Below are 25,591 nucleotides of genomic sequence, written 5' to 3' on the forward strand. Positions count from 1 at the left end.
CCCGCCGACAAACGGCCGACAAGGAACCGACAAGCGGACCGACAGTGACCCGACACCGGCGACAGCCCGCCGACGGGGGACGGTCGGCGGGCTGTCGAGGGTGGTGCCGCGATGGCTCGGTGGGCCCGTGAGGCCCGTGGCTCAGTGGACGGAGTTCTCCTCCTGCGGGAACGTCCCGGAGACGACGTCCTCGGCGAACTCCTTCACCGCGTTCCCCATGACCTCACGCAGGTCGGCGTACTTCTTGACGAACTTCGGCACGCGCCCGGGCGTCAGCCCCAGCATGTCGGTCCACACCAGCACCTGCGCGTCCGTCTCCGGGCCGGCGCCGATGCCGACGGTCGGGATGTGCAGCACCCGGGTCACCTCGGCCGCCAGCTCCGCCGGAACCAGCTCCAGGACGACCGCGAACGCGCCCGCGTCCTGTACGGCCTTGGCGTCGCGCAGCATCTGCTGCGCGGCCTCCTCGCCGCGCCCCTGGACGCGGTAGCCCATCGCGTTGACGGACTGCGGGGTCAGCCCGATGTGGGCCATGACGGGGATGCCGGACTCCACCAGCAGCCGGATCTGCTCGTGCGACCGCTCGCCGCCCTCCAGCTTGACCGCGCCGACCCCGGCGTCCTTCACCAGCCGGGTCGCCGAGCGCAGCGCCTGCACCGGGCCCTCCTGGTAGGAGCCGAAGGGCAGGTCGCCGACGATCAGGGAGCGGGTCGTGCCGCGGACGACGGCCGCCGACAGCATGGTCATCTCGTCGAGGGTGACGGGCACGGTGGTCTCGTACCCGAGGTGGCAGTTGCCCGCCGAGTCGCCGACGAGGATCACCGGGATACCGGCCTCGTCGAAGACGGACGCGGTCATCGCGTCGTAGGCGGTCAGCATGGGCCACTTCTCGCCCCGCTCCTTGGCGAGGGCGATGTCGCGGACGGTGATGCGGCGCGTGCCCTTGCCCCCGTACAGCGCCTTGCTGCCGTCGGAGGGCTTGTTCTGGGCAGCCGAAAGCTGCGTCATTGCAACGCTCCTTCAGTCATCTCGAGGCGCCCTGACGGCGTCCCCGGATCCCTTCCATGGTGGCACCTCGTGTCAGTGAGGGCCAGAGGGCCCGCCTGTGATCCCTGAGGCTCGGCAAACTCCCTGGTGAGTAAGGTCTGAGTAAAGTAATTCAGATACGAGACGGTGCCGTATTGAAATGGCCGTAGGATCGCACACATGACAACCTCCGCCCCTGCCTCCCGGATACCGGAAGCGGTGCACCGGCGCCGCTGGGCCATCCTCGGCGTCCTCATGCTGAGCCTGCTCATCGTGGTGCTCGACAACTCGATCCTGAACGTCGCCATCAAGACGATCTCCAGCCCGGCGCCCACCGGTCTGGGTGCCACCCAGAGCGAGATCGAGTGGGCGATCAACGCCTACACCCTGGTCTTCGCGGGCCTGCTGTTCACCGCCGGGCTGGTCGGGGACCGCGTCGGCCGCAAGAAGGTGCTGCTCGGCGGCATCCTGCTGTTCGGCATCGGCTCGGCCCTGGCCGCCGAGTCCGGCTCGCCGGATCAGCTGATCGCCTACCGCGCGGTGATGGCGCTCGGCGCCGCCTTCGTGATGCCCGCCACCCTCGCCGTGCTGATGAACGTCTTCGAGCGCGAGGAGCAGCCCAAGGCGATCGGCATCTGGGCCGGCGGGGTCGGCCTCGCCATCGCCATCGGCCCGATCACCGGCGGCGAGCTGCTGGACCACTTCTGGTGGGGCTCCGTCTTCTTCGTCAACGTGCCGATCGTGATCCTCGCGTTCGTGCTGATGCTGTGGCTGGTGCCGGACTCCCGCGACCCCAAGCCGGGCCGCCTCGACCCCGTCGGCGTGGTCCTGTCCGTCGTCGGCCTGGTCCTGCTGGTCTACGGCATCATCAAGGGCGGCGAGCTGGCCGACTTCACCGACCCGAAGGTGCTCGCGGCCATCCTCGGCGGTGCCGCCGTGCTCGCCGCGTTCATCGTCTTCGAGAAGCGCAGCGACCACCCGTCGCTGGACGTCACCTACTTCAAGAACAAGGTCTTCTCGGCCGCCATGGCCGCCATCGCGCTGGTCTTCTTCGCGCTGATGGGCGTCACCTTCTTCTCCGTCTTCTACATCCAGAGCGTGCGCGGCTACTCGCCGCTCCAGGCCGGCCTGATGATGCTGCCGCTGGCCGCCGCGCAGATGATCTTCGCGCCGCGCGCCCGGCTGGTCGTCGACCGGTTCGGCAACAAGGCCACCACCACCGGCGGGCTGGTGCTGATCGCCGCGACCCTGGCCACGTTCGCGACCTTCGAGGCCGACACGCCGATCTGGCTCCTGGAGGTCATCTTCTTCCTCATGGGCACCGGCATGGCGCACATCATGACGCCGACCTCCGTCGTCATCATGCAGGCCCTGCCGCGTGAGAAGGCCGGCTCCGCCTCCGCTCTCAGCAACACCTTCCGCCAGGTCGGCGGCGCGCTCGGCATCGCCGTCCTCGGCTCGGTGCTGTCCACGGCCTACCGCAACGGCATCGAGGGCAAGCTCGGCGCGCTCCCGCCGAACCTGCGGGACACCGCCGGCGAGTCCATCGAGGCCACCCTCGGCATCGCCGAGAAGCTCGGCCGGAACGGCCAGGCCCTGGTCACCCCCGCCAACGACGCCTTCCTGCACGCCATGCACGTCACCGCCCTGTGGGGTGCGGGTGTCGCGCTCGTCGGCGCCGTGGTGGTCGCCGCGTTCCTGCCGGGCAAGCCGCCGGCCGGCCGGCAGGACGAGCAGGAGCCGCAGTTGGTCGCAGCGGGCGAGTGACGCGGCGGGGCCGGCGGGGGGAGCCGGCCACCGCGAGCGAGTGAACGACCGAGGAGTCACTACGGGGGGAGGAGGCGGCTGCGGGAGAATTCCCGCAGCACAGTGAAGGGACGAATGACGTGAGTCTTGCCGCCGACCGGCCCCGCACGGACGGCCCCGCCCGGGGACGCCCCCGCAGCGAGGCGGTGGAACGGGCCATCATCGAGGGCGTGATGAAACTCCTGGAGGACGGCGTCCCCTTCGCCGAACTCTCCATCGAGCGCGTCGCCCGCACCGCCGGTGTCGGCAAGGCCACCATCTACCGCCGCTGGGCCGGCAAGGAGGAGCTCTTCGTCGACGTCGTACGCGCCGCCGAACCCCCCGAGCCCGAACTCCCCGGCACCTCCATGCGCGACGACCTCGTCGTCCTGCTGGATTCCCTGCGTTTGCGCGGTCTGGCCCACCGCTCCTCGGCGATCCTGCACAACGTCCACGCCCAGATCAAGAGCAGCCCCAAGCTGTGGGAGGCGTACCACACGGGCGTCATACTGCCCCGGCGCGACCTCGGCCTGGAGGTGCTGCGGCGCGGCCGGCGCGACGGTGAACTGCGCACGGACGTCGACCTGGAACTGGCCAACGACATGTTCGTCGGCCCGATCCTCGTCCGCAGCGTCATGCGCCCCGACGCCGACCTCCCGGAAGACCTCGCCGAGAGGATCGTCGACACGGTCCTGGCCGGCCTGCGCCCTCCCGACGCGACACGGCCGTAGTCGGGTCGAGTCCGCCTCACGGCCCGTCAGTCAGGGTTCACAGCCCGTCAGCTCGACAATGCCGTAGCGCCCATGTGCGCGTTTCGTCACAGACCCGCCCGCACCACCGGCCACCGGAACCCCCCGTACCGCCCCGTTCGTCCTCGACTTGCGTAGGGCCGTCATGGGACGGCGGGAACGGAACCGATCATCCCCTAGGGTCGGACGAACACGGGGGAGCGAACGGTGTGCACGGCGGGCAGTGAGGCAGACGGTATGGCGCAGCAGGCGTACGTGACGGAGACGGACAACCCGGGCCCGGCGCCCGAGCGGCCGGGAACCCGGCTGCGCCGCCTGGCATCGAGACTGCTCGACGGCTGGCGCGGCGACCCCCGCGTCTGGCGCCGGGGGCTCGTCCTCGCCCTGCTCGCCCTCCTGCTCGCCCTGGTGATGGTGCTGCACGCGCACGTACCCAACCGGATCGGCAACCTGGGCAGTCTCACCGAGACGTTCCTGCCCTGGCTGGGCGTGTTCATCCCGGTGCTGCTCGCCCTCGCCCTGGTGCGCAGGTCGGCGACGGCACTGATCGCCGTCGTGCTCCCGGCGCTGGTGTGGCTGAACCTGTTCGGCGGGCTGCTCACCGACAGGACGGACGGCGGCGGCGACTTCATGGTGGCCACGCACAACGTCAACGCCGACAACCCCGACCCGACGGCCACCGCCCAGGACGTCGCCTCCTCCGGCGCCGATGTGCTGGCCCTGGAGGAGGTGCCCGCCGCCGACGTGCCGGTGTACGAGAAGGCGCTGGCGCCGACGTACAAGTACCACGCGGTCGAGGGCACCGTCGGGCTGTGGAGCAAGTACCCGATGACGGACGTGCGGGCCGTCGACATCAGGCTCGGCTGGAAGCGCGCCATGCGGGCCACCGTGGCGACCCCCGAGGGGCCGCTCGCGGTCTACGTCGCCCACCTCCCCTCGGTCCGGGTCAAGGTGGAGGCCGGGTTCACCGCCCGGCAGCGCGACCGGAGCGCGGACGCGCTGGGCCAGGCGATCGCCGACGAGCCGGTCAAGCGGGTGGTGCTGCTCGGCGACCTCAACGGCACGACGAACGACCGCTCGCTCAACGCCGTCACCTCCCAGATGCGCTCCACGCAGGGCGCCTCGGGCAGCGGGTTCGGCTTCAGCTGGCCGGCGTCGTTCCCGATGGCCCGGATCGACCACATCATGGTGAAGGGCGTCGATCCGGTCAGCTCCTGGACCCTGCCGCGCACCGCCAGCGACCACCTCCCGGTGGCGGCTCGTGTGAACCTCGACACGACCTCGTAACCCGCTGGAATGCTGAGCATGAGAGGCTTTGTTCCGCAGCTGAACATAAGCGTGACGGAACTCCTTCGAAAGGTCTCTTTCTCCATGCCCCTGGCCCTGCTCGCCCTGGCCGTCGGCGCCTTCGGCATCGGTACCACCGAGTTCGTGATGATGGGCCTGCTGCCCGACGTCGCGGACGACCTGCACGTGTCCATACCGAGTGCCGGGCACCTGGTCTCGGCGTACGCGCTCGGCGTCGTCATCGGCGCCCCGCTGCTCGCCGCGCTCACCGCCCGGCTCTCCCGCCGAACGGTCCTCATCGCCCTCATGGCCCTGTTCGTCGCCGGGAACGCGGTCTCCGCGCTCGCCCCCGGCTACGACTCCCTGCTCGCCGCCCGCTTCCTCAGCGGACTGCCGCACGGGGCGTTCTTCGGCGTCGGCGCCGTTGTCGCCACCGGCATGGTCGCGCCGGAGCGCAAGGCCCGCTCGGTGTCCCTGATGTTCCTCGGGCTGACCGTCGCCAACGTCGCGGGCGTGCCCGTGGCCACGCTGATGGGCCAGCACCTGGGCTGGCGGGCCACCTTCCTCGCCGTCAGCGCCATCGGCCTCGCCGCGATCGCCTCCCTGGCCGCGCTGATCCCCCACGACCGGGGCGGGTCCGCCTCCTCCACCGGTCTGCGCGGCGAACTGGCCGCCCTGCGCTCCCTGCCCGTCTGGCTGGCCCTCGGTACGACGGTGGCGGGCTTCGGCGCCCTCTTCGCGGCCTACAGCTACGTCACCCCGATGCTGACCGACTCCGCCGGGTTCGCCGAGTCCAGCGTGACCCTCCTGCTGGCCCTGTTCGGCGTGGGCGCCACCGCGGGCAACCTGCTGGGCGGCCGCCTCGCCGACCACTCCCTGCGCGGCACCCTCTTCGGCGGCCTCGCCTTGCTCGGCGCCGTGCTCCTCCTCGTCCCCCTCCTCATGCGCGCGGAGTGGAGCGCGGCCCTCGGGGTGACCCTCCTCGGCATGGCGGCGTTCATCACCGGTTCCCCGCTCCAGCTGATGGTCATGGAGAAGGCCGCCGCCGCGCCCTCCCTCGCCTCCTCGGCCAACCAGGCGGCCTTCAACCTCGCCAACGCGGGCGGCGCCTGGATCGGCGGCGTCGCCCTGGCGGCGGGCTTCGGCACCACCTCCCCGGCCCTCGCCGGCGCGGCCCTCGCGGTCCTGGGCCTCGGCGTGGCCGCGGTGGCCTACGCGGTGGACCGGCGAGCGGCCGCCCCGTCGCCGGGCCGGGTCGTCACCGGTCACCTGCCCGCACCCCAGGACGCGGTACGGCACTGAGCCGTCCCGGCCTCAGTCGGCCACCTCGCACCACACCGTCTTGCTGTCACCGCCCAGTTCGACGCCCCACGGACGGCCAGCGCGTCGAGCAGGGCCATCCCGCGCCCCGACTCCGCGGTCGCCCCGGCGCACAGCAGGACGGGCAGCGCCCAGGGATCGGGGTCGGTGACCTCCACACGGGTACGTCCCCGCCCCGGCGCCCCGATCACCCGGACCGTCACGGGCGTGCCCTCTCCCACATGGCGGATCACGTTGGCCAGCAACTCCGTGGCGCACAGCCGGACGTCGAAGCCGTGCTCGCGCAGATGGTGACGCAACTCCGGCACGGCCTTCGGAGTCGCGAGCAGCCGCAGTTCCGGCACGGTCATCACTCGGCCGCCGCCTTCTTGAGTACGGCGGCGAGCGCGTGGGCCGTGGTCGCGTTGCAGTTCCCGAGCGCGACGAGCCCGGCGGGCGGCGCGTACGACCCGGCGAAGCTCGGCAGGTCCGCCCGTAGGGAGGGCAGCACGATGCCGTGCAGGGCGAGGGCGGCGCGGAGGTTCTCCACGCAGAGGGTGATGTCGTAGGACGTGGGGGAGGGGGGATGGGACATGGGGGGCGGCAGCCTTCTGTTCGATGCGGTCAGTGACGAACACATCACAGGGTGTCGCCCAACTCGCTAGCCTGTAAGAGGTTTCGCATCCGCGACGCCAACCATGGAAACGGCACGGTCAGTTACGGCGGTGAGCGCGTGGTCCGACGCAAGGACATCGATGGGTCGATCAGCGTCCCCGACTTCTACGGCAAGGAGTTGCGGTGGAAGCGGGAGGCGGCGGGGCTGTCGCTGGAGAGGTTGGTTGAGGGCAGCTTCTACGGCAAGTCGCACCTGAGCGACATCGAGCACGGCAAACGGCGCATGCCGATGGACCTGGCCCGGCACGTGGATCGGGTACTGGGGACGGACGGGTACTTCGAGCGGCATTGCGATGACGTGCGGAGGGCACGACGGGGGCCGCATGCCGAGTACTTCGAGAAGGCTTTGGAAGCCGAGAGGTACGCGGAATGCATCGAACTGTGGTCGCCCAGCACCTTCCCTGGACTGCTTCAGACTGCCCCGTACGCGCGGGCGCTGGTCCAGTCAGCCCACCCGGCAGCGTCCGACCAGGAGGTGGAAGAGAAGGTCGATGCCCGACTCGCCCGTGCTCGTCTCTTCGACGACAACCACCACATGCCGGAGTACTGGGCGATTCTGCACGAGTCACTGCTGACCGATCCGATCGTGGCACCCGACGAGATGGCCGCGCAGCTGGACAGGATTGTGGAGCTCACCGGGCGACGCCGGATCACTCCGCAGATCGTTCCGCGGAAGTGTGGGGCGTACCCGCTGATGGTTGCCTCCATCATGGTCATGACGTTCCCGGACGCCCCACCGCTGATCTACACCGAGGCTTCCTACAGTGGGGACACCATCGACGATCCGGCCCTCGTGCGGCAGTACCGCAAGGCATACGATCGGCTCAGGGCCGTAGCGCTGTCACCAGACACGTCCCTGGCCATGATCAAGTCGGCGGCAGAGGATTACCGAAATGGCAGGCAAGCGGATCGACTTGAGTGACGCGCTCTGGTTCAAGAGCAGCCACAGCAACGGGGACGGCGGTGAATGCGTCGAGGTGGCAAGCGACTTCCCCGGCGCGGCCCTCTGGCGCAAGTCCAGCTACAGCAACGCGAGCGGCGGCAACTGCCTGGAAGTCGCCGACAACGTCCCCGGACTCGTCCCCGTGCGTGACTCCAAGAGGCCGCAAGGCCCCGCTCTCCTCCTCACGGCCGCCGCCTGGGCCCCCTTCGTCGCCGCGCTCAAGGAGCGGGAGGCACCGTGCGACGCGAGGGTGTCGTAGTCCGGAACGGTCACCCCTCGGAGTGGGGCTGGTTCCTGGCGTGGCTCGCGGTCGGGGGCTGCCTCGCGCTCGGCCTGGCCGCGCTGCTGTCCGTCGGCGTGGTGTTGCTCGCCCTGGGTGCCCTGGCCGCTGTGTTCCTGCTGCGGAAAGGGCACCGGAACGCCGTCGCGGGAGGCCTCGCCGGTCTTTCCCTGCCCCTCTTCTACCTCGCCTACTCGAACCGGGGCGGACCGGGCAACGTGTGCCACGTGACCGCCCGGGCCGAGACCTGCACCGACGAGTACGCCCCGGTGCCGTTCCTGGTCGTAGGCGCCCTTCTCTTCGCCGTCGGTCTTCTGGTCTTCGTGATGCTCGACCGCAGGAACACCCACAGGGAAACCAGCTGAACCCCCGGCACGCCTGGGCCCCGGCAGGGCGGCCCTTCTCGGGTCGTCACGCCGGGGCGGTCCGCGATGCGGCTAGATGTTCGGGTTGATCGGCGTGCTGCTGTCGGAGTGGTGCCAGTCGAACTGCTGGTAGATGCTCGGCGAGGTGCCCTTGCCGGAGCCGTACAGGTGGTACGAACTGCGGGGGAAGGGCAGACTCGTGGCCGCCAGGCAGGTGCCGGCCGCGTTGCAGAGGGAGTGGTCGGTGCCGAGGGTCCAGCGCTGGTGCGTGTCGGCGCTGTTGCAGTTGCGGGCGACGGCGTCCGGGTGGTCGCTGGGGTCCTTGGCCCAGTGCGCCCACAGGCACCGCCCGTCGTTGGTGCTGTGGATCAGACCGTCGTGGTCCCAGAACCAGAACTGGTTCCACGAGCCGTTGCAGGCCCGCAGCACCACCGGCCGGCCGTCGCCGTTGATCTGCCGGTACTCGTCCATGCAGAAGTACGTGCCGTTGGTGGACGGCGGCTTGTAGAGCGCGGCGAGGAAGCCGTAGGCGTAGGGCTGGGGGTTGGTCGGCGTGGTCGCGTTGGCGGCGGCCGGCAGGGCCATGCCCAGGCCGAGCGCGAGCGCCAGCGGAGCGACGACCCTCTTGATGAACCGTCTCATCGGTTTCCCTTCCGTACCCGATGTGGAACGCCGGATGGCGTGTCGAGCCGGGAGCGGCCGAGGCGCGGGCGTGCACGGCGGGCGGTGCGGCGGTCGTCGGCGGTTCCCCCGTCGCCGGCCCGGTCCGGTCCGGTCCCCCTGCGCTGCCGCGGTCGACGTCCAGCGCTCCCGGAGTGTCGGCCGTGTCGGCCGACGGGCCCAGCCTCACGCCCCGGGCCGCACCCCGGCGAGCATCCCGAACGAACCCGAACAGTGGCCACCCGCCGCCCGCGCCCGGTGGAGGGCCGCGTGCTCGGGCCGGTTCATGGCCTCCAGAGCCTCCGCGAACCGCTGGTGCACGCACGCCAGTTGACGTGGATCACCCAGTGCCTCCGCCACGGTGAGCGCCTCGCCGTAGTACCGCTCGGCCGACACGTGGTCGCCCGTACGGGCCGCCGCCGCACCGAGGGTCGTCAGCGCGAGGGCCTGGGTGGAGCGGTCCTCGGTACCGATGGCGATGGCCAGCGCCGTGCGGGCGTGCGCGGCCGCGCGGACCATGTCCCCGCCCGCCAGACGGAGTTGAGCGAGTCGTGCCTCGAACGCCCCGTCCCAGAACGGTGTCGTGGGGGAGGCGTCCGGCGCGCCGGCCGCCGCTGCCGTCGCCGTACCGCCGTAGTGCTCGACCAGCCGGTCCAGGGCCTGGTGCCGGACGTCGTGCGGGTCCTCCGCGACGGTCAGACGGAGGGCGAACGCGCGCTCGGCGGAGTCGAGCCGGTACCGGTCCCGGCCCCGGTCCCCGCCCCCGGCGACCGGCAGAAGCAGACGCTCGTGGCCCAGCCGCCGCAGCGAGGCCGCCGCCCACGGCACCGGCAGCCCGCCGAGCGCCGCCGCGGCGCCCGCGTCGATCACATCGCCGGGATGCAGCGCGAGCAGCCGGAACAGCCGCTGGTCGGCGGCGGCCAGCCGCCGGTACGCGGCCACCACCGTAAGGGCCTTCCCGGACGTCTCCGTCCCGGCCGAGCCGTCCGGTCGGCACAGCAGTCCCCGCACCGCCCGGCGCCACCGTCCAAGTTCCGGAGCGGGAGCGCCCAGCGCGGTCACGATGTCCAGCACCAGGTCCATGTCGATGCGGCGCCGCCCAGTGCGGAAGCAGTCGTAGACGGTGACCCGCCCCGGCGTGCACTCCGCCGGCGGGACCCCGCGGGCCGCGCGGAGGGCGCTGATCCGCCGTACGAGTTCGGCGTACGACGGGTTCCCGGCCCAGGCGCGCAGGGTCCGCAGGAGGTCCGCCAGCTCGTCGGTGGAGCGGAAACCGTCCGCGTCGGGCACTGGTAAGAGGTCCATGCACTCCGTCCGTCGGTCGGGCCGGACGACCGCCACGCCGGAATGCGTGACACCGCTTCCGGTATTCGAACGAGTGCGCAGAGTAGCAGAGGCCGGCCGGCGGGGTGAGGGGCCGAAGGCGCACTCCTTCTCAGGCCCGGCGGGAGATCTCCAGCAGCAGCGGTCCGGTCGGCCCCACGATGATGTCCTGCACGGTCAGCGGATCCAGTGCCGCGAAGAACGCCTCCTGGGCCTGGCGGAGCGCGCCGCGCAGCCGGCAGCCGGGGTTGAGTGGGCAGGGCGTGGCGCCCTCGCAGTCGACGACGTCGCCGTCGCCCTCGAAGCTGCGCACCAGCCGTCCCACCGACGCCGTACGCCCCTGCTCGGTGAGGCTGAGGCCGCCGCCGCGGCCCCGGCGGGCGTCCACCAGGCCCAGGTGCTGGAGTTCGGCGACGACCTTCGCGGTGTGCGTGTACGGCACGTCCATGCCCTCGGCGACCTGGCGGGTCGTGGGGCTGGACCCGGTCACGACCGCGAGCCGCATCAGGACGCGCAGGGCGAGGTCGGTGGAGCGCAGGAGCCGCATACCGCGAGCGTAGGTAATACGCATCCTGCATTCAACTTATCTGGAGCTGATGCCTCACCCGGTACTTTGCCGCACCCTTTGCCCGCCGGTCCACGGAAGCGCGGGCTTCCCCACTACGATCAGCACGCCTCACCTTTCCCGTGCCGTCCGTTTCCCCGAAGAGGACACCTGATGGGTTCCGCGAAGAACAGCAGCACCGTCGCGCGCAAGGCGCGCATAGAGGAGATGCGGCGGGCCGAGCGTGCCCGCGAGCGCCGCAACCGGATCCTCGTCGTCGCCGCGAGCGTGGTGGTCGTCGCCGGTCTCGTCGTCGGCGGTGTCGTGCTCCTGAAGGGGCAGTCGGACAGCGGCAAGGACTCCGTGGCGAGCGGTGACGACGCCAAGGGCGGCGGCAGCGCCGGGGACTCGGGTCACTTCGTCACCGGCAAGGACGGCGTGCGCACCTGGTCCGGCAAGCTGGGCCGCACCCACGTCACGACGAAGGTGTCGTACCCGATGCACCCGCCGGTCGGCGGCAACCACAACCCGGTGTGGCTGAACTGCAACGGCGACGTCTACACCCAGCCGGTGCACGAAGAGAACGCGGTGCACGCGCTGGAGCACGGCGCGGTCTGGGTCACGTACACCGGCAAGGCGAAGAAGTCCGACGTCGACGCGCTCGCGGCCAAGGTGAAGAAGACGCCGTACTCGCTGATGAGCCCGTACGCGAACCAGGCCGCCCCGCTGATGCTGTCGGCGTGGGGACACCAGGTGACCGTGAAGAGCGCGAGCGACCCCGAGGTGAACAAGTTCTTCGCCGCCTATGTGCAGGGCCCGCAGACGCCCGAGCCGGGTGCCTCGTGCACCGGCGGGGAGATGAAGTGAGGCGGCGGCACGTCGGCTGGATCGCCTCCACGGCCGCGGCGGTGCTCGTCGCGGCCGGCGCGATCACCTACGCGGTCGCCGAGGACGACGGCTCCGCGGCCGCGAGCACGCCGGCCGTCGGCTCGGCGGACGCCGGGTTCGCCCGGGACATGGCCGTCCACCACCAGCAGGCCGTCGAGATGTCGTACATCGTGCGCGACCGCACGAAGGACGTCGAGGTCCGGCGGCTCGCGTACGACATCGCGCAGACGCAGGCCAACCAGCGCGGCATGCTGCTGGGCTGGCTGGACCTGTGGGGGCTGCCCAAGGTGTCCGCGGATCCGCCGATGACCTGGATGGGCATGGGGGACATGGCCTCCGGCAAGGACGGCGCGCTGATGCCGGGGATGGCCACGAACACCCAGATGAGGAAGCTGCAGACCCTGAGCGGCAAGCAGGCGGAGATCCTCTACCTCCAGCTGATGACCGCCCATCACAAGGGCGGCATCCACATGGCCCAGGGGTGCGTCGACAAGTGCACCGTCGGCGTGGAGAAGCGGCTCGCACAGGGGATGGTCGCCGGACAGCGGTCGGAGCTGGACGTGATGGCCGGAATGCTCAAGAAGCGTGGAGCCCAACCGCTCCCGTAATGCCCCCTTCGCTATCCCGTATCGCCCGTTCCGTCACAGGCCGTTTTGCGCCACCCCCTTACCACCGACGCGCGGAGGAAAGGCTCAAATCGACCTCAACTCCCCTGAAGTGACGGTTCCTTGGGTTTCTCTTGACCTTTCCGTTCCCCTGGCATGAACGGTTCATCGAGAGAGTGACCCCGATCGTGTGATCCATTCGCGGGCTCAAACCGCCGCGGGCCGGTGCGCGGATCCACGGAGTACCGACCACTACATGCATGCGAACCGCATCGCAGGGGGTTCTATGAGATCCAACCGCGCCACCATGCGCGCCGGCGTGAGCATGGCAGCGACACTGCCGATGATCGCCGGCGCCCTGGCGCTCGGCATACCCGCGGCCCACGCCGCGGACCAGCCGGCCCGTAACGCACTGGCGGGAACCAAGCCCGCGTGGGCCACGCCCAAGGCGGACAAGGGTTCCACCGCGAACAACGCCCAGGTCCACGCCCGGGTCTACCTCGCCGGCCGGGACGCCGCCGGACTCGCCGCCTACGCCAAGGCCGTGTCCGACCCCAGCTCGCCGCACTACGGCAAGTACCTCAGCGCCAAGAAGGCCCAGGCCCGCTACGGCGCGACCAAGGCCCAGGTGACCGCCGTCAAGAACTGGCTGAAGTCGGCCGGCCTGACGGTCACTTCGGTCACCGACCACTACGTCGCCGTCTCCGGTGACGTCGCCGCCGCCGAGAAGGCGTTCGGCACCCAGCTGCACAACTACGCCAAGGGCGCCAAGACCTACCGTGCTCCCCAGCACGCCGCGTCCGCGCCGGCGTCCCTGAAGGGCGCCGTCCTGACCGTCACGGGTCTGGACAACGCCCCGCACAAGTCGGACCGCGCCGACCAGCTCCCGGCGCCGGACGCCGTGTTCAAGAACGCCGGGCCGTTCTCCTCGTACTACGGCTCGAAGACCGCGAGCACGCTGCCCAGCGCGTACGGTCAGAAGATCCCGTACGCGATCAAGGGCTACACCGGCAAGCAGCTGCGCGCCGCCTACGGCGCCGGCAAGTACACCGGCAAGCACGTCCGCATCGCCATCACCGACGCCTACGCCTCGCCGACCATCGCGTTCGACGCGGGCATGTACGCGAAGAAGAACGGCGACGCTGCCTGGAAGACCAGCCAGCTGCACCAGGTGCTGCCGGCGAACTACACGCGCACCGAGGAGTGCGGCGCGGCCGGCTGGTACGGCGAGGAGACCCTCGACGTCGAGGCCGTGCACGCGGTCGCGCCGGCCGCCGACGTCACCTACGTGGGCGCGGCGTCCTGCTACGACGACGACCTGCTCGACTCGCTCAGCAAGGTCGTCGACAACCACCTGGCCGACATCGTCTCCAACTCCTGGGGCGACATCGAGGCCAACCAGACGCCGGACCTCGCGGCCGCCTACGACCAGGTGTTCCAGCTGGGCGCGGTCCAGGGCATCGGCTTCTACTTCTCCTCCGGTGACAACGGTGACGAGGTCGCCAACACGGGGACGAAGCAGGTCGACACCCCGGCCAACTCGGCGTGGGTGACGGCGGTCGGCGGTACCTCGCTGGCGGTCGGCAAGCACGACAAGTACCTGTGGGAGACCGGCTGGGGCACCGACAAGGCGACCCTGGCGGCCGACGGCAAGAGCTGGACCGGCTTCCCCGGCGCCTTCACCTCGGGCGCGGGCGGCGGCACCAGCAAGACCGTGCCGCAGCCGTACTACCAGAAGGGCGTCGTCCCGAACACGCTGGCCACGGCGAACAACGCCGCCGGCAACCGCGTCGTCCCGGACATCGCGGCCATCGCCGACCCGACCACCGGGTTCCTCGTCGGGCAGACCCAGACCTTCCCGGACGGGTCGCAGCAGTACAGCGAGTACCGCATCGGCGGCACCTCGCTGGCCGCGCCGACCATCGCCGCCATCCAGGCGCTCGCCCAGGAGGCCGGCGGCGGCAAGGCGATCGGTTTCGCCAACCCGGCGATCTACTCGAAGTTCGGCAAGAAGGGCGTCTTCCACGACGTCACGGACAACCCGACCGGCCACGGTCTGGCGAACGCCCGCGTGGACTTCGCCAACGGCCTCGACGCCGCCGACGGCCTGCTGACCTCGGTCCGCAGCCTGGGCAAGGACAGCTCGCTGTCCGCGGTGAAGGGCTACGACGACGTGACCGGCGTGGGCTCGCCCGCAGGCGGCTACGTGAAGTCGTACCGCCACTGATCCACTGAGTGGCAAGGGGGGCGTGAGGTGCCTGCACCTCACGCCCCCTCCCCTTGCCCCTGGGCGAGTTGCTTCCTCACCCCTCGGCGAGCCACAGGTCGGGACCGAACACCTCGTAGTGGATGTCGGCCGGGGCCACGCCCTTGCCGATCAGCTGGGCGCGCACGGCCCGCATGAAGGGCAGCGGCCCGCACAGGTACGCGCGCGTGCCCTCCGCCACGTCGACGTCCGCCAGGTCGACCAGGCCGGTACGGGCGCCGGGCTCGGCGTCCCGCTCGTAGAAGAAGTGAACCGAGGCGTCCGCGAGCTTGTCCGCGTACAGCTCGTGGTCGGTGCGCAGGGCGTGGTCGGCGGGGGAGCGGTCACCGTGGACGACGGTCACCGGCGCCTCGTACCCGTCCGCCGCGAGGGCGGCCAGCATGGCCACCATCGGGGTCACACCGATACCGGCGGAGGCGAGCAGCAGCGGCCGGCCCCGGACGTCGCCGAGCACGAGGTCGCCGTAGGCCTCGGACAGCTCCAGCACGTCACCCACACGCACGCACGCGTGCAGACGGTTCGAGACCTCCCCGTCGGGGTTGGCGTCCTCCCGCACCCGCTTGACGCTGAACTGCCGAAGCGAGTCACCCGGCGCCCCCGACAGGCTGTACTGCCGTATCTGCCGGGCCCCGTCGGCGAGCTCGACCCGGACGGACACGTACTGCCCGGCCCGGAAGTCCCGCACAGCACCTCCGTCCACCGGCCGCACCCGGAAGCTGACGACGTCGGCGGTCTCCTCGACCCGCTCCACGACCTCCCACTGCCGCCACCCCTGGCCGCCGCTCTCCTCGTAGAGCCGCTTCTCGATGGCGACGAGGGCGTTGGCCATCAGCCAGTAGACCTCCGTCCAGGCGGCGGCGGCCTCGGCGGTGACGGCGTCACCCAGCACCTCGGCGATGGCGGCGAACAGGTGCTCGTGCACGACCGGGTACTGCTCCGGGACGACGCCCAGCGAGGCGTGCTTGTGGGCGATGCGCTGCAGCATCTGGTCGGGCCGCTGGTCGGTGTGGTCGACCAGATGGGTGGCGAACGCGGCGATGGAGCCGGCGAGGGCCTGCTTCTGGGCGCCGGAGGCCTGGTTGCCCCGGTTGAACAGGTTCCGCAGCAGATCGGGGTGGGCGTCGAACAGCCGGGCGTAGAAGCGCTCGGTGATCTCGCCGATGGCCGCGCCCATGGCGGGAAGCGTGGCGCGGACGGTGGCTGCGGACTGCTCGGACAGCATCGGGACTCCTCAAGGGGTCGATCGCTCAACTGATCGAACGCTAGGAAAACTTGCATCTGAAATGCAAATTATGGAGACGTGGTGTCGATCACGCGGAGAGGGAACCGGCCATTACATCCGGGCCCCTCCGAAGGCAAGATGGACTCCAGGGCACGCCCACCGGACGATCAAGGTCCGCAACGCGTATGAAACGCTGATGTGGTGTGATGCTCCTGTGCGCCCGACCGCCTCCCGCGACACCGGAGCAAAGGCGGCCTGACCAGCAAGGATGGGGAAGCGGAAGATGGACAAGCAGCAGGAGTTCGTGCTCCGGACGTTGGAGGAGCGCGACATCCGGTTCGTACGCCTGTGGTTCACGGACGTGCTGGGCTTCCTGAAGTCCGTGGCCGTGGCCCCCGCCGAACTGGAACAGGCCTTCGACGAGGGCATCGGATTCGACGGCTCCGCCATCGAGGGCTTCGCCCGGGTCTACGAGTCGGACATGATCGCCAAGCCGGACCCCTCCACCTTCCAGATCCTGCCCTGGCGCGCCGAGGCCCCCGGCACCGCCCGCATGTTCTGCGACATCCTCATGCCGGACGGCTCCCCCTCCTTCGCCGACCCGCGCTACGTCCTCAAGCGCGCCCTGGCCCGCACCTCCGACCTGGGCTTCACCTTCTACACCCACCCCGAGATCGAGTTCTTCCTCCTCAAGGAGAAGCCCCTCGACGGCACCCGCCCCACCCCGGCCGACAACTCGGGCTACTTCGACCACACCCCGCAGGCCATCGGCATGGACTTCCGCCGCCAGGCGATCACCATGCTGGAGTCGATGGGTATCTCGGTGGAGTTCTCCCACCACGAGGGCGCCCCCGGCCAGCAGGAGATCGACCTGCGCTACGCCGACGCCCTCTCCACGGCCGACAACATCATGACGTTCCGCCTGGTCATGAAGCAGGTCGCGCTCGAACAGGGCCTCCAGGCCACCTTCATGCCCAAGCCGTTCTCGGAGTACCCCGGCTCCGGCATGCACTCCCACCTCTCCCTCTTCGAGGGTGACCGGAACGCGTTCTACGAGTCCGGCTCCGAGTACCAGCTCTCCAAGGTCGGCCGCTCCTTCATCGCCGGCCTGCTGCGCCACGCCGCCGAGATCTCCGCCGTCACCAACCAGTGGGTCAACTCCTACAAGCGCATCTGGGGCGGCTCCGAGCGCACCGCGGGCGCCGGCGGCGAGGCCCCCTCCTACATCTGCTGGGGCCACAACAACCGCAGCGCCCTGGTGCGGGTCCCCATGTACAAGCCCGGCAAGACCGGCTCGGCCCGCATCGAGGTCCGCTCCCTCGACACCGGCGCCAACCCCTACCTGGCCTACGCCCTCCTCCTCGCCGCGGGCCTCAGGGGCATCGAGGAGGGCTACGAGCTCCCGCCGGGCGCCGAGGACGACGTCTGGGCCCTCTCCAACGCCGAACGCCGCGCCATGGGCATCGAACCCCTCCCGCAGAACCTCGGCGAGGCCCTCACCCTCATGGAAAGCAGCGACCTGGCCGCCGAAACCCTGGGCGAACACGTTTTCGACTTCTTCCTCCGCAACAAAAAGCAGGAATGGGAGGAGTACCGCTCAGAGGTAACGGCCTTCGAACTCCGCAAGAACCTCCCGGTGCTGTAGCCGGCAGGTTCTTGCGGGGCTCCTGCCGCGGAGCCCCGCACCCGCCTCACCTGCGCGACTGCGCCTCGGGACCGTGGCGGTGCCGGGAGATGCGCCGGCGCGGTGGCCGGGTCAGGGTGATCTGCCGCACGATCTGCTGGAAGCAGGTCAGGCAGGCGAGCGCCGGCAGGGCGGCCGAGGCCAGGCCGGTGAAGGTCTTGTGGGCCTGCACCGCGCACAGCGTCATCGCCAGCGACGAGAACAGCAGGACGACGCACCAGGAGTGCAGGGCCCGGCGCCGGTGCAGAGCGGTCCGCAGGATGGACAGGGAGGCCACCATCCAGGGACCGTAGATCAGCAGCGGCCACCAGCGCGACGCACCGCCCGGGGTTCCGGACTCGATGTGCGTCAAGGGGGCGTAGGCGACCATGCCGCCGAAAACGCTCACCATCGCCATGATGACCGCGGCGAGCGCGGCGATCACGAAGCTGATGGTCTGCACCCACGTCAGCCGCAGCCGGCGGACGCGCACTTTGCGGTGCCCCGCCGACGGGCGGCGGATCGGGGGCAGTTCGCTGGTGATCCTCGCCAGGTTCTCCATCGGATCGCCCCCGTACCCGGCCAGAGGCTCCGGCTCGGTCCGGGGCGGCGGCACGCCGGGCGCCTGCCGAGCCGTGGCCGCCGCGTCCTGCAGCAGGCTGGTGAGTTCCTCGACCGGGTCCCAGTGCTCCTCGACCGGAACGGCCGAGTAGAGATCCGCGTATTCGTCGTTCACGAACCCTTCCAAGCCTGTCACGTGGCCGGGTACTGGTTGTTCCATCGCCGTCCGAATTCTGCCTGGGTCGCGTTCAGCACTGTCAGGAATTCGCTGAGCAGCGACCCTGTGGCCCGCAGTTCCACCCAGCCGTCGTCGCTGTGCAGCATGTCGCTGGCGTGGGCCGCCGAGTGCGCCACCGCGGGGGTGAATGTGTAGCGACCCATGGCCTGGGGCGGAGACGGGGGCAGAGCCTCCACCGCCCCTGGACGGCCGACGCCGAGAAGCCTTGCTTTCGTCATATTCCGATAACGCGCTGCGCATCCTCCGGATGCGCCGCAAATGGGTGATGCATTTCTCAGGAAATCAACATGCGAAGCATTTCTTACGCAATCCGGTAGTCGAAGTGAATTGCTTGTCCGTAAAATGCTTTGCGGACAAACAGCCGCACGCGGCACCTGTCCGCCCCCCGGCGGAGGAGACGAGGCCGCAGCGCGGCACGACCGCTAGGCTCTGGCCAGGACCACCTTGATCCGAGGGGAGGCCACGGATGACGCCGGGCCGCAGAAGCAGCACCTTCACCCGCCTCCTGCGCCACGGCTTCACGGACCCCTCCACGGCCGAACGCCAACTGGACAGCCCGGAGCTCGACCCGGTCCGCAACGACCCGGTCCTCCTGGAGGCCCTCGGTGCCACGGCCGACCCCGACCTGGCCCTGCACAGCCTCGTGCGCCTCCTGGAGGCCCAGCCCACGCCCCTGGACCGCCACGAACTCCTCGACACCCTGATAGCGGCCAAACCCCTCAGAGACCGCCTCCTGGGCGTCCTGGGCGCCTCCGCCGCCCTCGCCGACCACCTGACCCGCCACCCCGCCGACTGGCAGGCCCTCGTCACCTACGAGCCCCAGGACCTCCACCCCGGCCTCCAGGAGTTCGAACACGGCCTGCGAGAGGCCACGGACCCCGTCACCCTCCGCATCGCCTACCGCCGCTGCCTCCTCTCCATCGCGGCAAGAGACGTCTGCGGCACCACGAACGTCGCGGACACGGCCGCGGAACTGGCGGACCTGGCAACAGCCACCCTCCGCACAGCTCTGGCCATAGCCAAGACCGAGTCCCCCGAAGACGCGAAAGGCTGCCGCCTCGCGGTCATCGCGATGGGCAAATGCGGCGGCCACGAACTGAACTACGTCTCAGACGTGGACGTGATCTTCGTAGCCGAAGCGACAGAGCACACGCCCGAACCCCAGGCCCTCCGCGCCGCCACCGCCCTCGCCTCGCACATGATGCGCATCTGCTCGGAGACGACCGTCGAGGGCAGCATCTGGCCCGTGGACGCCAACCTCCGCCCCGAGGGCCGCAACGGCCCCCTCGTCCGCACCCTCAGCAGCCACCTCGCCTACTACCAACGCTGGGCGAAGACCTGGGAGTTCCAGGCCCTGCTCAAGGCCCGCCCGGTGGCCGGCGACCAGGACCTCGGTCAGGCGTACATCGACGCACTGCAACCCCTGGTCTGGCAGGCCGCGGAACGCGACAACTTCGTGGTGGACGTCCAGAAGATGCGCCGCAGAGTGGTGGAGAACATCCCCGCGGCCGAGGTGGAACGCGAGCTCAAACTGGGCCCGGGCGGACTCAGGGACGTCGAATTCGCGGTCCAGCTCCTCCAGTTGGTGCACGGCCGCACCGACCCGGCCCTCCGCAGTGGCACCACCCTCGACGCCCTCCAGGCCCTCGCGGCGGGCGGCTACGTCGGCCGAGAGGACGCCGCCCGCCTCGACGAGGCGTACCGGTTCCTGCGCTCCCTGGAGCACCGTATCCAGCTGTACCGCCTGCGCCGTACCCACCTGGTCCCCGAGGCCGACGAGGACCTGCGCCGCCTCGGCCGCTCCCTGGGCCTGCGCACCGACCCGGTGGACGGGCTGCGCCGCGAGTGGAAACGGCACACCGGCGTCGTACGCCGCCTGCACGAGAAGCTGTTCTACCGTCCCCTCCTGGACGCGGTCGCCCAACTCGCCCCCGGCGAGGTCCGGCTGAGCCCGGAGGCGGCCCGGGAACGCCTGGTGGCCCTCGGCTACGCCGACCCCGCCGCCGCCCTTCGCCACCTGGAGGCGCTGGCGTCCGGCGTCACCCGAAAGGCGGCCATCCAGCGCACCCTCCTCCCGGTGCTCCTCGGCTGGTTCGCCGACTCGGCGGACCCCGATGCCGGCCTGCTGAACTTCCGCAAGGTCTCCGACGCGCTCGGCAAGACCCCCTGGTACCTGCGCCTGCTGCGCGACGAGGGCGCGGCGGCGGAGAACCTGGCCCGGGTCCTGTCGGCGGGCCGCCTGGCCCCCGACCTCCTGATGCGCGCACCCGAGGCAGTGGCTCTCCTCGGCGAAACCGGAACCCGCCCTGAAACGGGAACCCGAACCACCCCCGCGCCCCGCACCACCCCCACGACCCGCACCGGCACCGGTACCGGTACCGGCGGCCTGGGCCCCCGGGACCGAGCCCACCTCGAACAGGAGATCATGGCCGCGGTGGGCCGCGCCGAGAACGCCGAGCAGGGCGTCACCGCGGCCCGAGGCGTCCGCCGCAGGGAACTGTTCCGCACGGCCGCCGCCGACATCGTCGGCTCCTACGGCACCGAGACCAGCCCCGCCGAGGCGGACGAGGGCGCCCTGGTGGACCGGGTGGGCGCGGCGGTCTCCGACCTCACCGCGGTCACCCTCGCCGGCACCCTGCGCGCGGTGGTCCGCGAGGGCTGGGGCGACACCCTGCCCACCCGGTTCGCGATCATCGGCATGGGCCGCTTCGGCGGCCACGAGCTGGGCTACGGCTCCGACGCCGACGTCCTGTTCGTGCACGAACCCGAGGACGGCGTGGACGAACAGCAGGCGGCGGCCGCCGCCAACAAGGTGGTCGCCGAGATGCGCCGCCTGCTCCAGCGCCCCAGCTCGGACCCGCCCCTGCTGATCGACGCCGACCTGCGCCCGGAGGGCAAGTCGGGGCCGCTGGTGCGCACCCTGAAGTCGTACGAGGCGTACTACCGCCGCTGGTCCCTGGTCTGGGAGTCGCAGGCGCTGCTGCGGGCCGAGCCGGTGGCCGGGGACGCGGACCTCGGCCGGCGCTTCACGGAGCTGATCGACCCGCTGCGCTACCCCGCCCAGGGCCTGGACGAGGACGCGGTCCGCGAGATCCGCCGTCTGAAGGCCCGCATGGAGTCCGAACGGCTGCCGCGCGGCGCAGACCCCAAGCTGCACACCAAGCTCGGCCCCGGCGGGCTCTCCGACGTCGAGTGGACGGTGCAGCTGCTGCAGCTCAGGCACGCCTGGCGGGAGCCGGCCCTGCGCACCACGCGCACCCGGGACGCCCTGGCCGCCGCCCGGGAGGCCGGGCTGCTGTCGGCCGAGGACGCGGCGACGCTGGACGAGGCCTGGGTGCTGGCCACCCGGGTGCGCAACGCGGTCATGCTGGTCCGCGGCCGGGCCGGGGACACCTTCCCGACCGAGCCCCGTGAGCTGGCGGCCGTCGGCCGCTACCTGGGCTACGGCTCCGGTCACGCCGGCGACATGCTCGACGCCTACCGCCGTACGGCCCGCCGGGCGCGCACGGTCGTGGAGGAGCTGTTCTACGAGGACTGACGCTCCCGGGACCGGTCCGCCGGTGTCGGAGCCCGATGCGGAGCCGGCGCGGCCCCCGGCAGGGAGTACGGCAGGCTGCCGTACCAGAGGCGGGCCACCGCGAAGCCGAAGGCCAGGCAGAGCACACCGCCGACGGCGTCCAGCCAGAAGTGGTTGGCGGTGGCCACGATGACCAGCAGGGTCAGCGCCGGGTACAGCAGCCCCAGCACCCGCACCCACGGCACCGAGGCCAGGGCGAAGATGGTCAGCCCGCACCACAGCGACCAGCCGATGTGCATCGAGGGCATCGCCGCGTACTGGTTGGACATGTTCTTCAGATCACCGGAGGCCATCGACCCCCAGGTGTGGTGCACCAGGACCGTGTCGACGAAGTGCCCGCCGCTCATCAGCCGGGGCGGAGCGAGCGGGAACAGATAGTAACCGGCGAGGGCGACACCGGTGGTCGCGAACAGCACCAGCCGGGCCGCCGCGTAACGCCCGGGATGCCACCGGTAGAGCCACACCAGCACACCCAGCGTCATGACGAAGTGCAGGGTGGCGTAGTAGTAGTTCATCCCGATGATCAGCCAAGTCACCGAGTTCGCGGCGTGGTTGACGGCCTCCTCGACGGCGATGCCCAGGGTGTGCTCAAGCCGCCACACCCAGTCGGCGTCGCGCAGCGCCTGCGCCCGCTGCTCGGGGACCGCGTTGCGGATCAGGGAGTACGTCCAGTAACTCGCCCCGACCAGAAGGATCTCGACCCACAGCCGGGGCCGCCGCGGCCGCCGCAGCCCGCTCAGGAACCGCGGCCTGTCCTCGCCCGTGACGGCCCGCGGAACGGTCACCTTCTCGCGACCTTCCGGCTCTGTCACGGTCGAGTCACTCATGGGCACTCAGTCTGCCAGAAAAGACCTCTTCGACCGATCATCCCAAGCATCGGCGGATATCGCACATCCGACGGTGTGCGTGCCGGGATGTCCCGAATTCACCCGCGCACGCGGTCCCCCGGCGCCGAGGCGGTCGAACCGCGCACGACCAGCTCCGGCATGAACACGAACTCGCTGTGCGGCGCGGGCGTCCCGCCGATCTCCTCCAGCAGCGTGCGCACCGCCGCCTGCCCCATCGCCGGGACCGGCTTGCGGATCGTGGTCAGCGGCGGGTCGGTGAAGGCGATCAGCGGGGAGTCGTCGAAACCCACGACGGACACGTCCCGCGGCACCTCCAGACCCAGCTGCCGGGCCGCCCTTATCGCGCCGAGGGCCATCATGTCGCTCGCGCACACCACCGCCGTGCACCGGCGCTCGATCAGCGCGGTCGCGGCGGCCTGACCGCCCTCCAGGGTGTACAGCGAGTGCTGGATCAGCTCCGTCTCGACCACCTGGGCCGTCAGCCCCAGCTGGTCCTGCATGGTGCGGACGAAGCCCTCGATCTTGCGCTGCACCGGCACGAACCGCTTCGGCCCCAGCGCCAGCCCGATCCGGGTGTGGCCCAGCGACGACAGGTGCGTCACGGCCAGCGTCATCGCGGCCCGGTCGTCGGGGGAGATGAACGGCGCCTGCACCTGCGGGGAGAAGCCGTCCACCAGGACGAAGGGCACGCCCTGGGCGCGCAGCCGCTCGTAGCGGGCCATGTCGGCGGTGGTGTCCGCGTGCAGCCCGGAGACGTAGATGATCCCGGCCACCCCGCGGTCGACGAGCATCTCGGTCAGCTCGTCCTCCGTGGACCCGCCCGGGGTCTGGGTGGCGAGCACCGGGGTGTACCCCTGGCGGGTCAGTGCCTGGCCGATGACCTGGGCCAGGGCCGGGAATATCGGGTTCTCCAGCTCCGGGGTGATCAGGCCGACGAGCCCCTCGCTGCGCTGCCGGAGCCGGACCGGACGCTCGTAGCCGAGGACGTCGAGCGCGGCGAGCACGGACTGGCGGGTGGTGGCGGCGACCCCCGGCTTGCCGTTGAGCACCCGGCTGACGGTCGCTTCGCTCACCCCCGCCTGCGCAGCGATGTCCGCAAGCCGTGTGGTCACGGCACCGGACTGTACCGGCCGTCCCTCACCTTGCACACCAGCGGGACGCCGGGCACGGGCGGACGATCGGCCCGCCGTGGATTGCTGCGTCATCGCGCTCCCTCGAGTTTGTGACGGCAAGAGCTTGCAGAGTCTTGCACAAGTGTCGCCCAACCCCCTCAGCGGCTTCAATAGGCGGTCTCGGGCGGGCCGAGGTCAGGTCACGGCGGGGTAACCATCGTGGCCTCTTGCACTTTTTTGCTGCAAGGTCTTTCGCAACGCTTACAAGCGCGGTTAATCTCACCGTCGCCCGGCCGCCGCAACGGCGCAGTCGGCAAGTCGCAGAGGCGTCAGACGGGACCGCCTCCTGCTTCAACCCTCAAGGAGAACTCATGCGGCGTGGCATAGCGGCCTCCGCGCTGGTGGCGTCCCTCGCCCTCACGGCGACGGCGTGCGGCGGGAGCGACAGCGACAGCGGCAAGGCGGACGGCCCGGTCACCATCACCTGGTGGGACACCTCCAACGCCACCAACGAGGCACCGACGTACAAGGCCCTGGTCCAGCAGTTCGAGGCCGCGAACAAGAACATCAAGGTCAAGTACGTCGACGTGCCCTTCGACCAGGCACAGAACAAGTTCGACACGGCCGCCGGCTCCAAGGGTGCCCCGGACGTCCTGCGCTCCGAGGTCGGCTGGACCCCGGCCTTCGCGAAGAAGGGCTACTTCCTGCCGCTGGACGGCACAGAGGCCCTCGCCGACCAGGCCAAGTTCGAGCCCAACCTGATCAAGCAGGCCCAGTACGAGGGCAAGACCTACGGCGTGCCGCTGGTCACCGACACCCTCGCGCTGGTGTACAACAAGGCCCTGTTCAAGAAGGCCGGGATCACCACGCCGCCCAAGACCTGGGACGAGCTGAAGTCGGACGCGGCCAAGGTCCAGGCGAAGACCGGCGCGGACGGCTACTGGGGCTCCACCCAGGCCTACTACGCGCAGAGCTTCCTCTACGGCGAGGGCACCGACACCGTCGACGCCACCGCCAAGAAGATCACCGTCGACTCCGCCCCCGCGAAGAAGGCCTACGGCACCTGGCTGAGCCTGTTCTCCGGCAAGGGCCTGCACAAGGCCGACACCACCGCCGACGCCTACGCCCACATCCAGGACGCGTTCGTCAACGGCAAGGTCGCCGCGATCGTCCAGGGCCCCTGGGAGATCACGAACTTCTACAAGGGCTCGGCCTTCAAGGACAAGTCCAACCTCGGCATCACCACCGTCCCGGCCGGCTCCACCGGCAAGGCGGGCGCCCCGACCGGCGGCCACAACCTCGCGGTCTACGCCGGCTCCGACAAGGCCCACCAGGCCGCGGCGCTGAAGTTCGTGAAGTTCATGACCTCGGCGAAGTCCCAGGAGACCATCGCCCTGAAGAACTCCACCCTGCCGACCCGCTCCGACGCCTACACCGCGAAGGTCACGGCCGACCCGGGCATCGCCGGCTACCAGGGCGTCCTGTCCGCCGCCCAGCCCCGCCCTGCACTGCCCGAGTACAGCTCCCTGTGGGGCCCGCTGGACACCGAGCTGCCCAAGATCGCCGGTGGCAAGGAGTCCCTGGACAAGGGCCTGAACAACGCGAAGCTGGCCATCTCCAAGCTGGTGCCCGACTTCAGCAAGTGAGCTCTCGTGGCCGCCGGATCCTCCCTGTA

24 protein-coding genes are annotated in these 25,591 nt (G+C 70.6%); 13 read left to right on the top strand and 11 right to left on the bottom strand.

What is annotated here, in order from left to right:
* Positions 1–141: 141 nt before the first annotated feature.
* Positions 142–1,008 carry a 3-methyl-2-oxobutanoate hydroxymethyltransferase gene (gene panB / locus ABZ854_RS14300; RefSeq protein ID WP_361209364.1) on the bottom strand — a complete coding sequence of 289 codons (867 nt, stop codon included), beginning with the start codon at positions 1,006–1,008 and terminating at the stop codon, positions 142–144.
* A 198-nt stretch (positions 1,009–1,206) separates the two neighbouring features.
* Between panB and ABZ854_RS14305 the strand changes: the two genes are divergently transcribed.
* The 4 genes from ABZ854_RS14305 (at position 1,207) to ABZ854_RS14320 (ending at position 6,149) form a co-directional block, all read left to right on the top strand.
* Positions 1,207–2,793, top strand: a complete 1,587-nt coding sequence (locus ABZ854_RS14305) for an MFS transporter (RefSeq protein ID WP_361209367.1) — start codon at positions 1,207–1,209, stop codon at positions 2,791–2,793.
* A gap of 119 nt (positions 2,794–2,912) precedes the next feature.
* Positions 2,913–3,542, top strand: coding sequence for a TetR/AcrR family transcriptional regulator (locus ABZ854_RS14310; protein ID WP_361209370.1), 630 nt, complete (start codon positions 2,913–2,915; stop codon positions 3,540–3,542).
* Positions 3,543–3,797: 255 nt separating this feature from the next.
* Positions 3,798–4,847, top strand: coding sequence for an endonuclease/exonuclease/phosphatase family protein (locus tag ABZ854_RS14315; protein WP_361209372.1), 1,050 nt, complete (start codon positions 3,798–3,800; stop codon positions 4,845–4,847).
* A gap of 84 nt (positions 4,848–4,931) precedes the next feature.
* Complete coding sequence (locus tag ABZ854_RS14320; protein ID WP_361209375.1) at positions 4,932–6,149, top strand: MFS transporter; 1,218 nt, start codon at positions 4,932–4,934, stop codon at positions 6,147–6,149.
* Here the strand turns inward: ABZ854_RS14320 and ABZ854_RS14325 are convergent.
* Both ABZ854_RS14325 and ABZ854_RS14330 read right to left on the bottom strand, forming a co-directional pair.
* A complete protein-coding gene (locus tag ABZ854_RS14325) occupies positions 6,113–6,517 on the bottom strand; it encodes an ATP-binding protein (RefSeq protein WP_361209378.1) in 405 nt (134 codons plus the stop codon). The genes ABZ854_RS14320 and ABZ854_RS14325 overlap by 37 nt on opposite strands.
* The gene (locus ABZ854_RS14330; protein WP_361209381.1) at positions 6,517–6,741 is read right to left on the bottom strand and encodes a hypothetical protein; all 225 of its coding nucleotides are present in this window, start codon (positions 6,739–6,741) and stop codon (positions 6,517–6,519) included. Before ABZ854_RS14330 ends, ABZ854_RS14325 begins: the two co-directional genes overlap by 1 nt.
* Before the next feature lie 138 nt (positions 6,742–6,879).
* Between ABZ854_RS14330 and ABZ854_RS14335 the strand changes: the two genes are divergently transcribed.
* Genes ABZ854_RS14335 through ABZ854_RS14345 form a run of 3 tightly spaced genes read left to right on the top strand, consistent with a single transcriptional unit; the run spans position 6,880 to position 8,409 of the window.
* Positions 6,880–7,743 (top strand): helix-turn-helix transcriptional regulator, encoded by an 864-nt coding sequence (locus tag ABZ854_RS14335; RefSeq protein ID WP_361209620.1) that lies wholly within the window; start codon positions 6,880–6,882, stop codon positions 7,741–7,743.
* Entirely contained in the window at positions 7,715–8,023 is a 309-nt protein-coding gene (locus ABZ854_RS14340; protein WP_361209384.1) for a DUF397 domain-containing protein, read from the top strand. The genes ABZ854_RS14335 and ABZ854_RS14340 overlap by 29 nt, the downstream gene beginning before the upstream one ends.
* Positions 8,002–8,409, top strand: a complete 408-nt coding sequence (locus ABZ854_RS14345; protein WP_361209387.1) for a hypothetical protein — start codon at positions 8,002–8,004, stop codon at positions 8,407–8,409. The genes ABZ854_RS14340 and ABZ854_RS14345 overlap by 22 nt, the downstream gene beginning before the upstream one ends.
* Before the next feature lie 72 nt (positions 8,410–8,481).
* Here the strand turns inward: ABZ854_RS14345 and ABZ854_RS14350 are convergent, their stop codons facing one another.
* From ABZ854_RS14350 to ABZ854_RS14360, 3 genes are all read right to left on the bottom strand, one after another.
* Positions 8,482–9,051, bottom strand: a complete 570-nt coding sequence (locus ABZ854_RS14350) for an RICIN domain-containing protein (RefSeq protein ID WP_361209390.1) — start codon at positions 9,049–9,051, stop codon at positions 8,482–8,484.
* A gap of 204 nt (positions 9,052–9,255) precedes the next feature.
* The gene (locus ABZ854_RS14355; protein WP_361209393.1) at positions 9,256–10,374 is read right to left on the bottom strand and encodes a hypothetical protein; all 1,119 of its coding nucleotides are present in this window, start codon (positions 10,372–10,374) and stop codon (positions 9,256–9,258) included.
* Positions 10,375–10,504: 130 nt separating this feature from the next.
* Complete coding sequence (locus ABZ854_RS14360) at positions 10,505–10,939, bottom strand: Rrf2 family transcriptional regulator (RefSeq protein WP_361209396.1); 435 nt, start codon at positions 10,937–10,939, stop codon at positions 10,505–10,507.
* Positions 10,940–11,110: 171 nt separating this feature from the next.
* Between ABZ854_RS14360 and ABZ854_RS14365 the strand changes: the two genes are divergently transcribed.
* The 3 genes from ABZ854_RS14365 (at position 11,111) to ABZ854_RS14375 (ending at position 14,656) form a co-directional block, all read left to right on the top strand.
* A complete protein-coding gene (locus tag ABZ854_RS14365) occupies positions 11,111–11,803 on the top strand; it encodes a DUF3105 domain-containing protein (protein ID WP_361209399.1) in 693 nt (230 codons plus the stop codon).
* Entirely contained in the window at positions 11,800–12,432 is a 633-nt protein-coding gene (locus ABZ854_RS14370; protein ID WP_361209402.1) for a DUF305 domain-containing protein, read from the top strand. The genes ABZ854_RS14365 and ABZ854_RS14370 overlap by 4 nt, the downstream gene beginning before the upstream one ends.
* 283 nt (positions 12,433–12,715) lie before the next feature.
* Positions 12,716–14,656: a S53 family peptidase gene (locus ABZ854_RS14375; RefSeq protein WP_361209405.1), complete on the top strand. Its 1,941-nt coding sequence runs from the start codon at positions 12,716–12,718 to the stop codon at positions 14,654–14,656.
* Positions 14,657–14,732: 76 nt separating this feature from the next.
* On the opposite strand, the gene ABZ854_RS14380 is transcribed toward ABZ854_RS14375, so the two are convergent.
* Positions 14,733–15,917: a globin domain-containing protein gene (locus ABZ854_RS14380; RefSeq protein WP_361209408.1), complete on the bottom strand. Its 1,185-nt coding sequence runs from the start codon at positions 15,915–15,917 to the stop codon at positions 14,733–14,735.
* Between the two features lie 283 nt (positions 15,918–16,200).
* On the opposite strand from ABZ854_RS14380, the gene ABZ854_RS14385 reads away from it, so the two are divergent.
* Positions 16,201–17,562: a glutamine synthetase family protein gene (locus ABZ854_RS14385; RefSeq protein ID WP_361209411.1), complete on the top strand. Its 1,362-nt coding sequence runs from the start codon at positions 16,201–16,203 to the stop codon at positions 17,560–17,562.
* Positions 17,563–17,608: 46 nt separating this feature from the next.
* Here ABZ854_RS14385 and ABZ854_RS14390 read toward each other — a convergent pair whose 3' ends face one another.
* Together ABZ854_RS14390 and ABZ854_RS14395 are read right to left on the bottom strand one after the other, a co-directional pair.
* Positions 17,609–18,316, bottom strand: a complete 708-nt coding sequence (locus ABZ854_RS14390; RefSeq protein ID WP_361209414.1) for a DUF2637 domain-containing protein — start codon at positions 18,314–18,316, stop codon at positions 17,609–17,611.
* A gap of 17 nt (positions 18,317–18,333) precedes the next feature.
* Positions 18,334–18,522: a hypothetical protein gene (locus ABZ854_RS14395; protein WP_361209417.1), complete on the bottom strand. Its 189-nt coding sequence runs from the start codon at positions 18,520–18,522 to the stop codon at positions 18,334–18,336.
* A 323-nt stretch (positions 18,523–18,845) separates the two neighbouring features.
* Here ABZ854_RS14395 and ABZ854_RS14400 point away from each other — a divergent pair, with 323 nt between their 5' ends.
* A complete protein-coding gene (locus ABZ854_RS14400) occupies positions 18,846–21,917 on the top strand; it encodes a bifunctional [glutamine synthetase] adenylyltransferase/[glutamine synthetase]-adenylyl-L-tyrosine phosphorylase (protein ID WP_361209420.1) in 3,072 nt (1,023 codons plus the stop codon).
* Here the strand turns inward: ABZ854_RS14400 and ABZ854_RS14405 are convergent.
* Both ABZ854_RS14405 and ABZ854_RS14410 read right to left on the bottom strand, forming a co-directional pair.
* Complete coding sequence (locus ABZ854_RS14405) at positions 21,905–22,783, bottom strand: phosphatase PAP2 family protein (RefSeq protein WP_361209423.1); 879 nt, start codon at positions 22,781–22,783, stop codon at positions 21,905–21,907. The two genes, ABZ854_RS14400 and ABZ854_RS14405, sit on opposite strands and share 13 nt — an antisense overlap.
* 98 nt (positions 22,784–22,881) lie before the next feature.
* Complete coding sequence (locus tag ABZ854_RS14410) at positions 22,882–23,916, bottom strand: LacI family DNA-binding transcriptional regulator (protein ID WP_277752733.1); 1,035 nt, start codon at positions 23,914–23,916, stop codon at positions 22,882–22,884.
* Positions 23,917–24,287: 371 nt separating this feature from the next.
* Here ABZ854_RS14410 and ABZ854_RS14415 point away from each other — a divergent pair, with 371 nt between their 5' ends.
* Positions 24,288–25,562 (top strand): extracellular solute-binding protein, encoded by a 1,275-nt coding sequence (locus ABZ854_RS14415; RefSeq protein ID WP_361209426.1) that lies wholly within the window; start codon positions 24,288–24,290, stop codon positions 25,560–25,562.
* Positions 25,563–25,591: the final 29 nt, after the last annotated feature.

The organism is Streptomyces sp. NPDC047028 (genome assembly GCF_040644095.1).
GTDB lineage: Bacteria > Actinomycetota > Actinomycetes > Streptomycetales > Streptomycetaceae > Streptomyces.

Bases quoted from the DNA above. Each gene is read 5' to 3' on its own strand.
- ABZ854_RS14315 (WP_361209372.1), top strand. From the start codon at position 3,798: ATGGCGCAGCAGGCGTACGTGACGGAGACGGACAACCCGGGCCCGGCG.
- ABZ854_RS14400 (WP_361209420.1), top strand. From the start codon at position 18,846: ATGACGCCGGGCCGCAGAAGCAGCACCTTCACCCGCCTCCTGCGCCAC.
- ABZ854_RS14375 (WP_361209405.1), top strand. From the start codon at position 12,716: ATGAGATCCAACCGCGCCACCATGCGCGCCGGCGTGAGCATGGCAGCG.
- ABZ854_RS14340 (WP_361209384.1), top strand. From the start codon at position 7,715: ATGGCAGGCAAGCGGATCGACTTGAGTGACGCGCTCTGGTTCAAGAGC.
- ABZ854_RS14385 (WP_361209411.1), top strand. From the start codon at position 16,201: ATGGACAAGCAGCAGGAGTTCGTGCTCCGGACGTTGGAGGAGCGCGAC.
- panB (WP_361209364.1), bottom strand. From the start codon at position 1,008: ATGACGCAGCTTTCGGCTGCCCAGAACAAGCCCTCCGACGGCAGCAAG.
- ABZ854_RS14320 (WP_361209375.1), top strand. From the start codon at position 4,932: ATGCCCCTGGCCCTGCTCGCCCTGGCCGTCGGCGCCTTCGGCATCGGT.
- ABZ854_RS14360 (WP_361209396.1), bottom strand. From the start codon at position 10,939: ATGCGGCTCCTGCGCTCCACCGACCTCGCCCTGCGCGTCCTGATGCGG.
- ABZ854_RS14330 (WP_361209381.1), bottom strand. From the start codon at position 6,741: ATGTCCCATCCCCCCTCCCCCACGTCCTACGACATCACCCTCTGCGTG.
- ABZ854_RS14325 (WP_361209378.1), bottom strand. From the start codon at position 6,517: ATGACCGTGCCGGAACTGCGGCTGCTCGCGACTCCGAAGGCCGTGCCG.
- ABZ854_RS14415 (WP_361209426.1), top strand. From the start codon at position 24,288: ATGCGGCGTGGCATAGCGGCCTCCGCGCTGGTGGCGTCCCTCGCCCTC.
- ABZ854_RS14380 (WP_361209408.1), bottom strand. From the start codon at position 15,917: ATGCTGTCCGAGCAGTCCGCAGCCACCGTCCGCGCCACGCTTCCCGCC.
- ABZ854_RS14355 (WP_361209393.1), bottom strand. From the start codon at position 10,374: ATGGACCTCTTACCAGTGCCCGACGCGGACGGTTTCCGCTCCACCGAC.
- ABZ854_RS14305 (WP_361209367.1), top strand. From the start codon at position 1,207: ATGACAACCTCCGCCCCTGCCTCCCGGATACCGGAAGCGGTGCACCGG.
- ABZ854_RS14365 (WP_361209399.1), top strand. From the start codon at position 11,111: ATGGGTTCCGCGAAGAACAGCAGCACCGTCGCGCGCAAGGCGCGCATA.
- ABZ854_RS14350 (WP_361209390.1), bottom strand. From the start codon at position 9,051: ATGAGACGGTTCATCAAGAGGGTCGTCGCTCCGCTGGCGCTCGCGCTC.
- ABZ854_RS14395 (WP_361209417.1), bottom strand. From the start codon at position 18,522: ATGGGTCGCTACACATTCACCCCCGCGGTGGCGCACTCGGCGGCCCAC.
- ABZ854_RS14405 (WP_361209423.1), bottom strand. From the start codon at position 22,783: ATGAGTGACTCGACCGTGACAGAGCCGGAAGGTCGCGAGAAGGTGACC.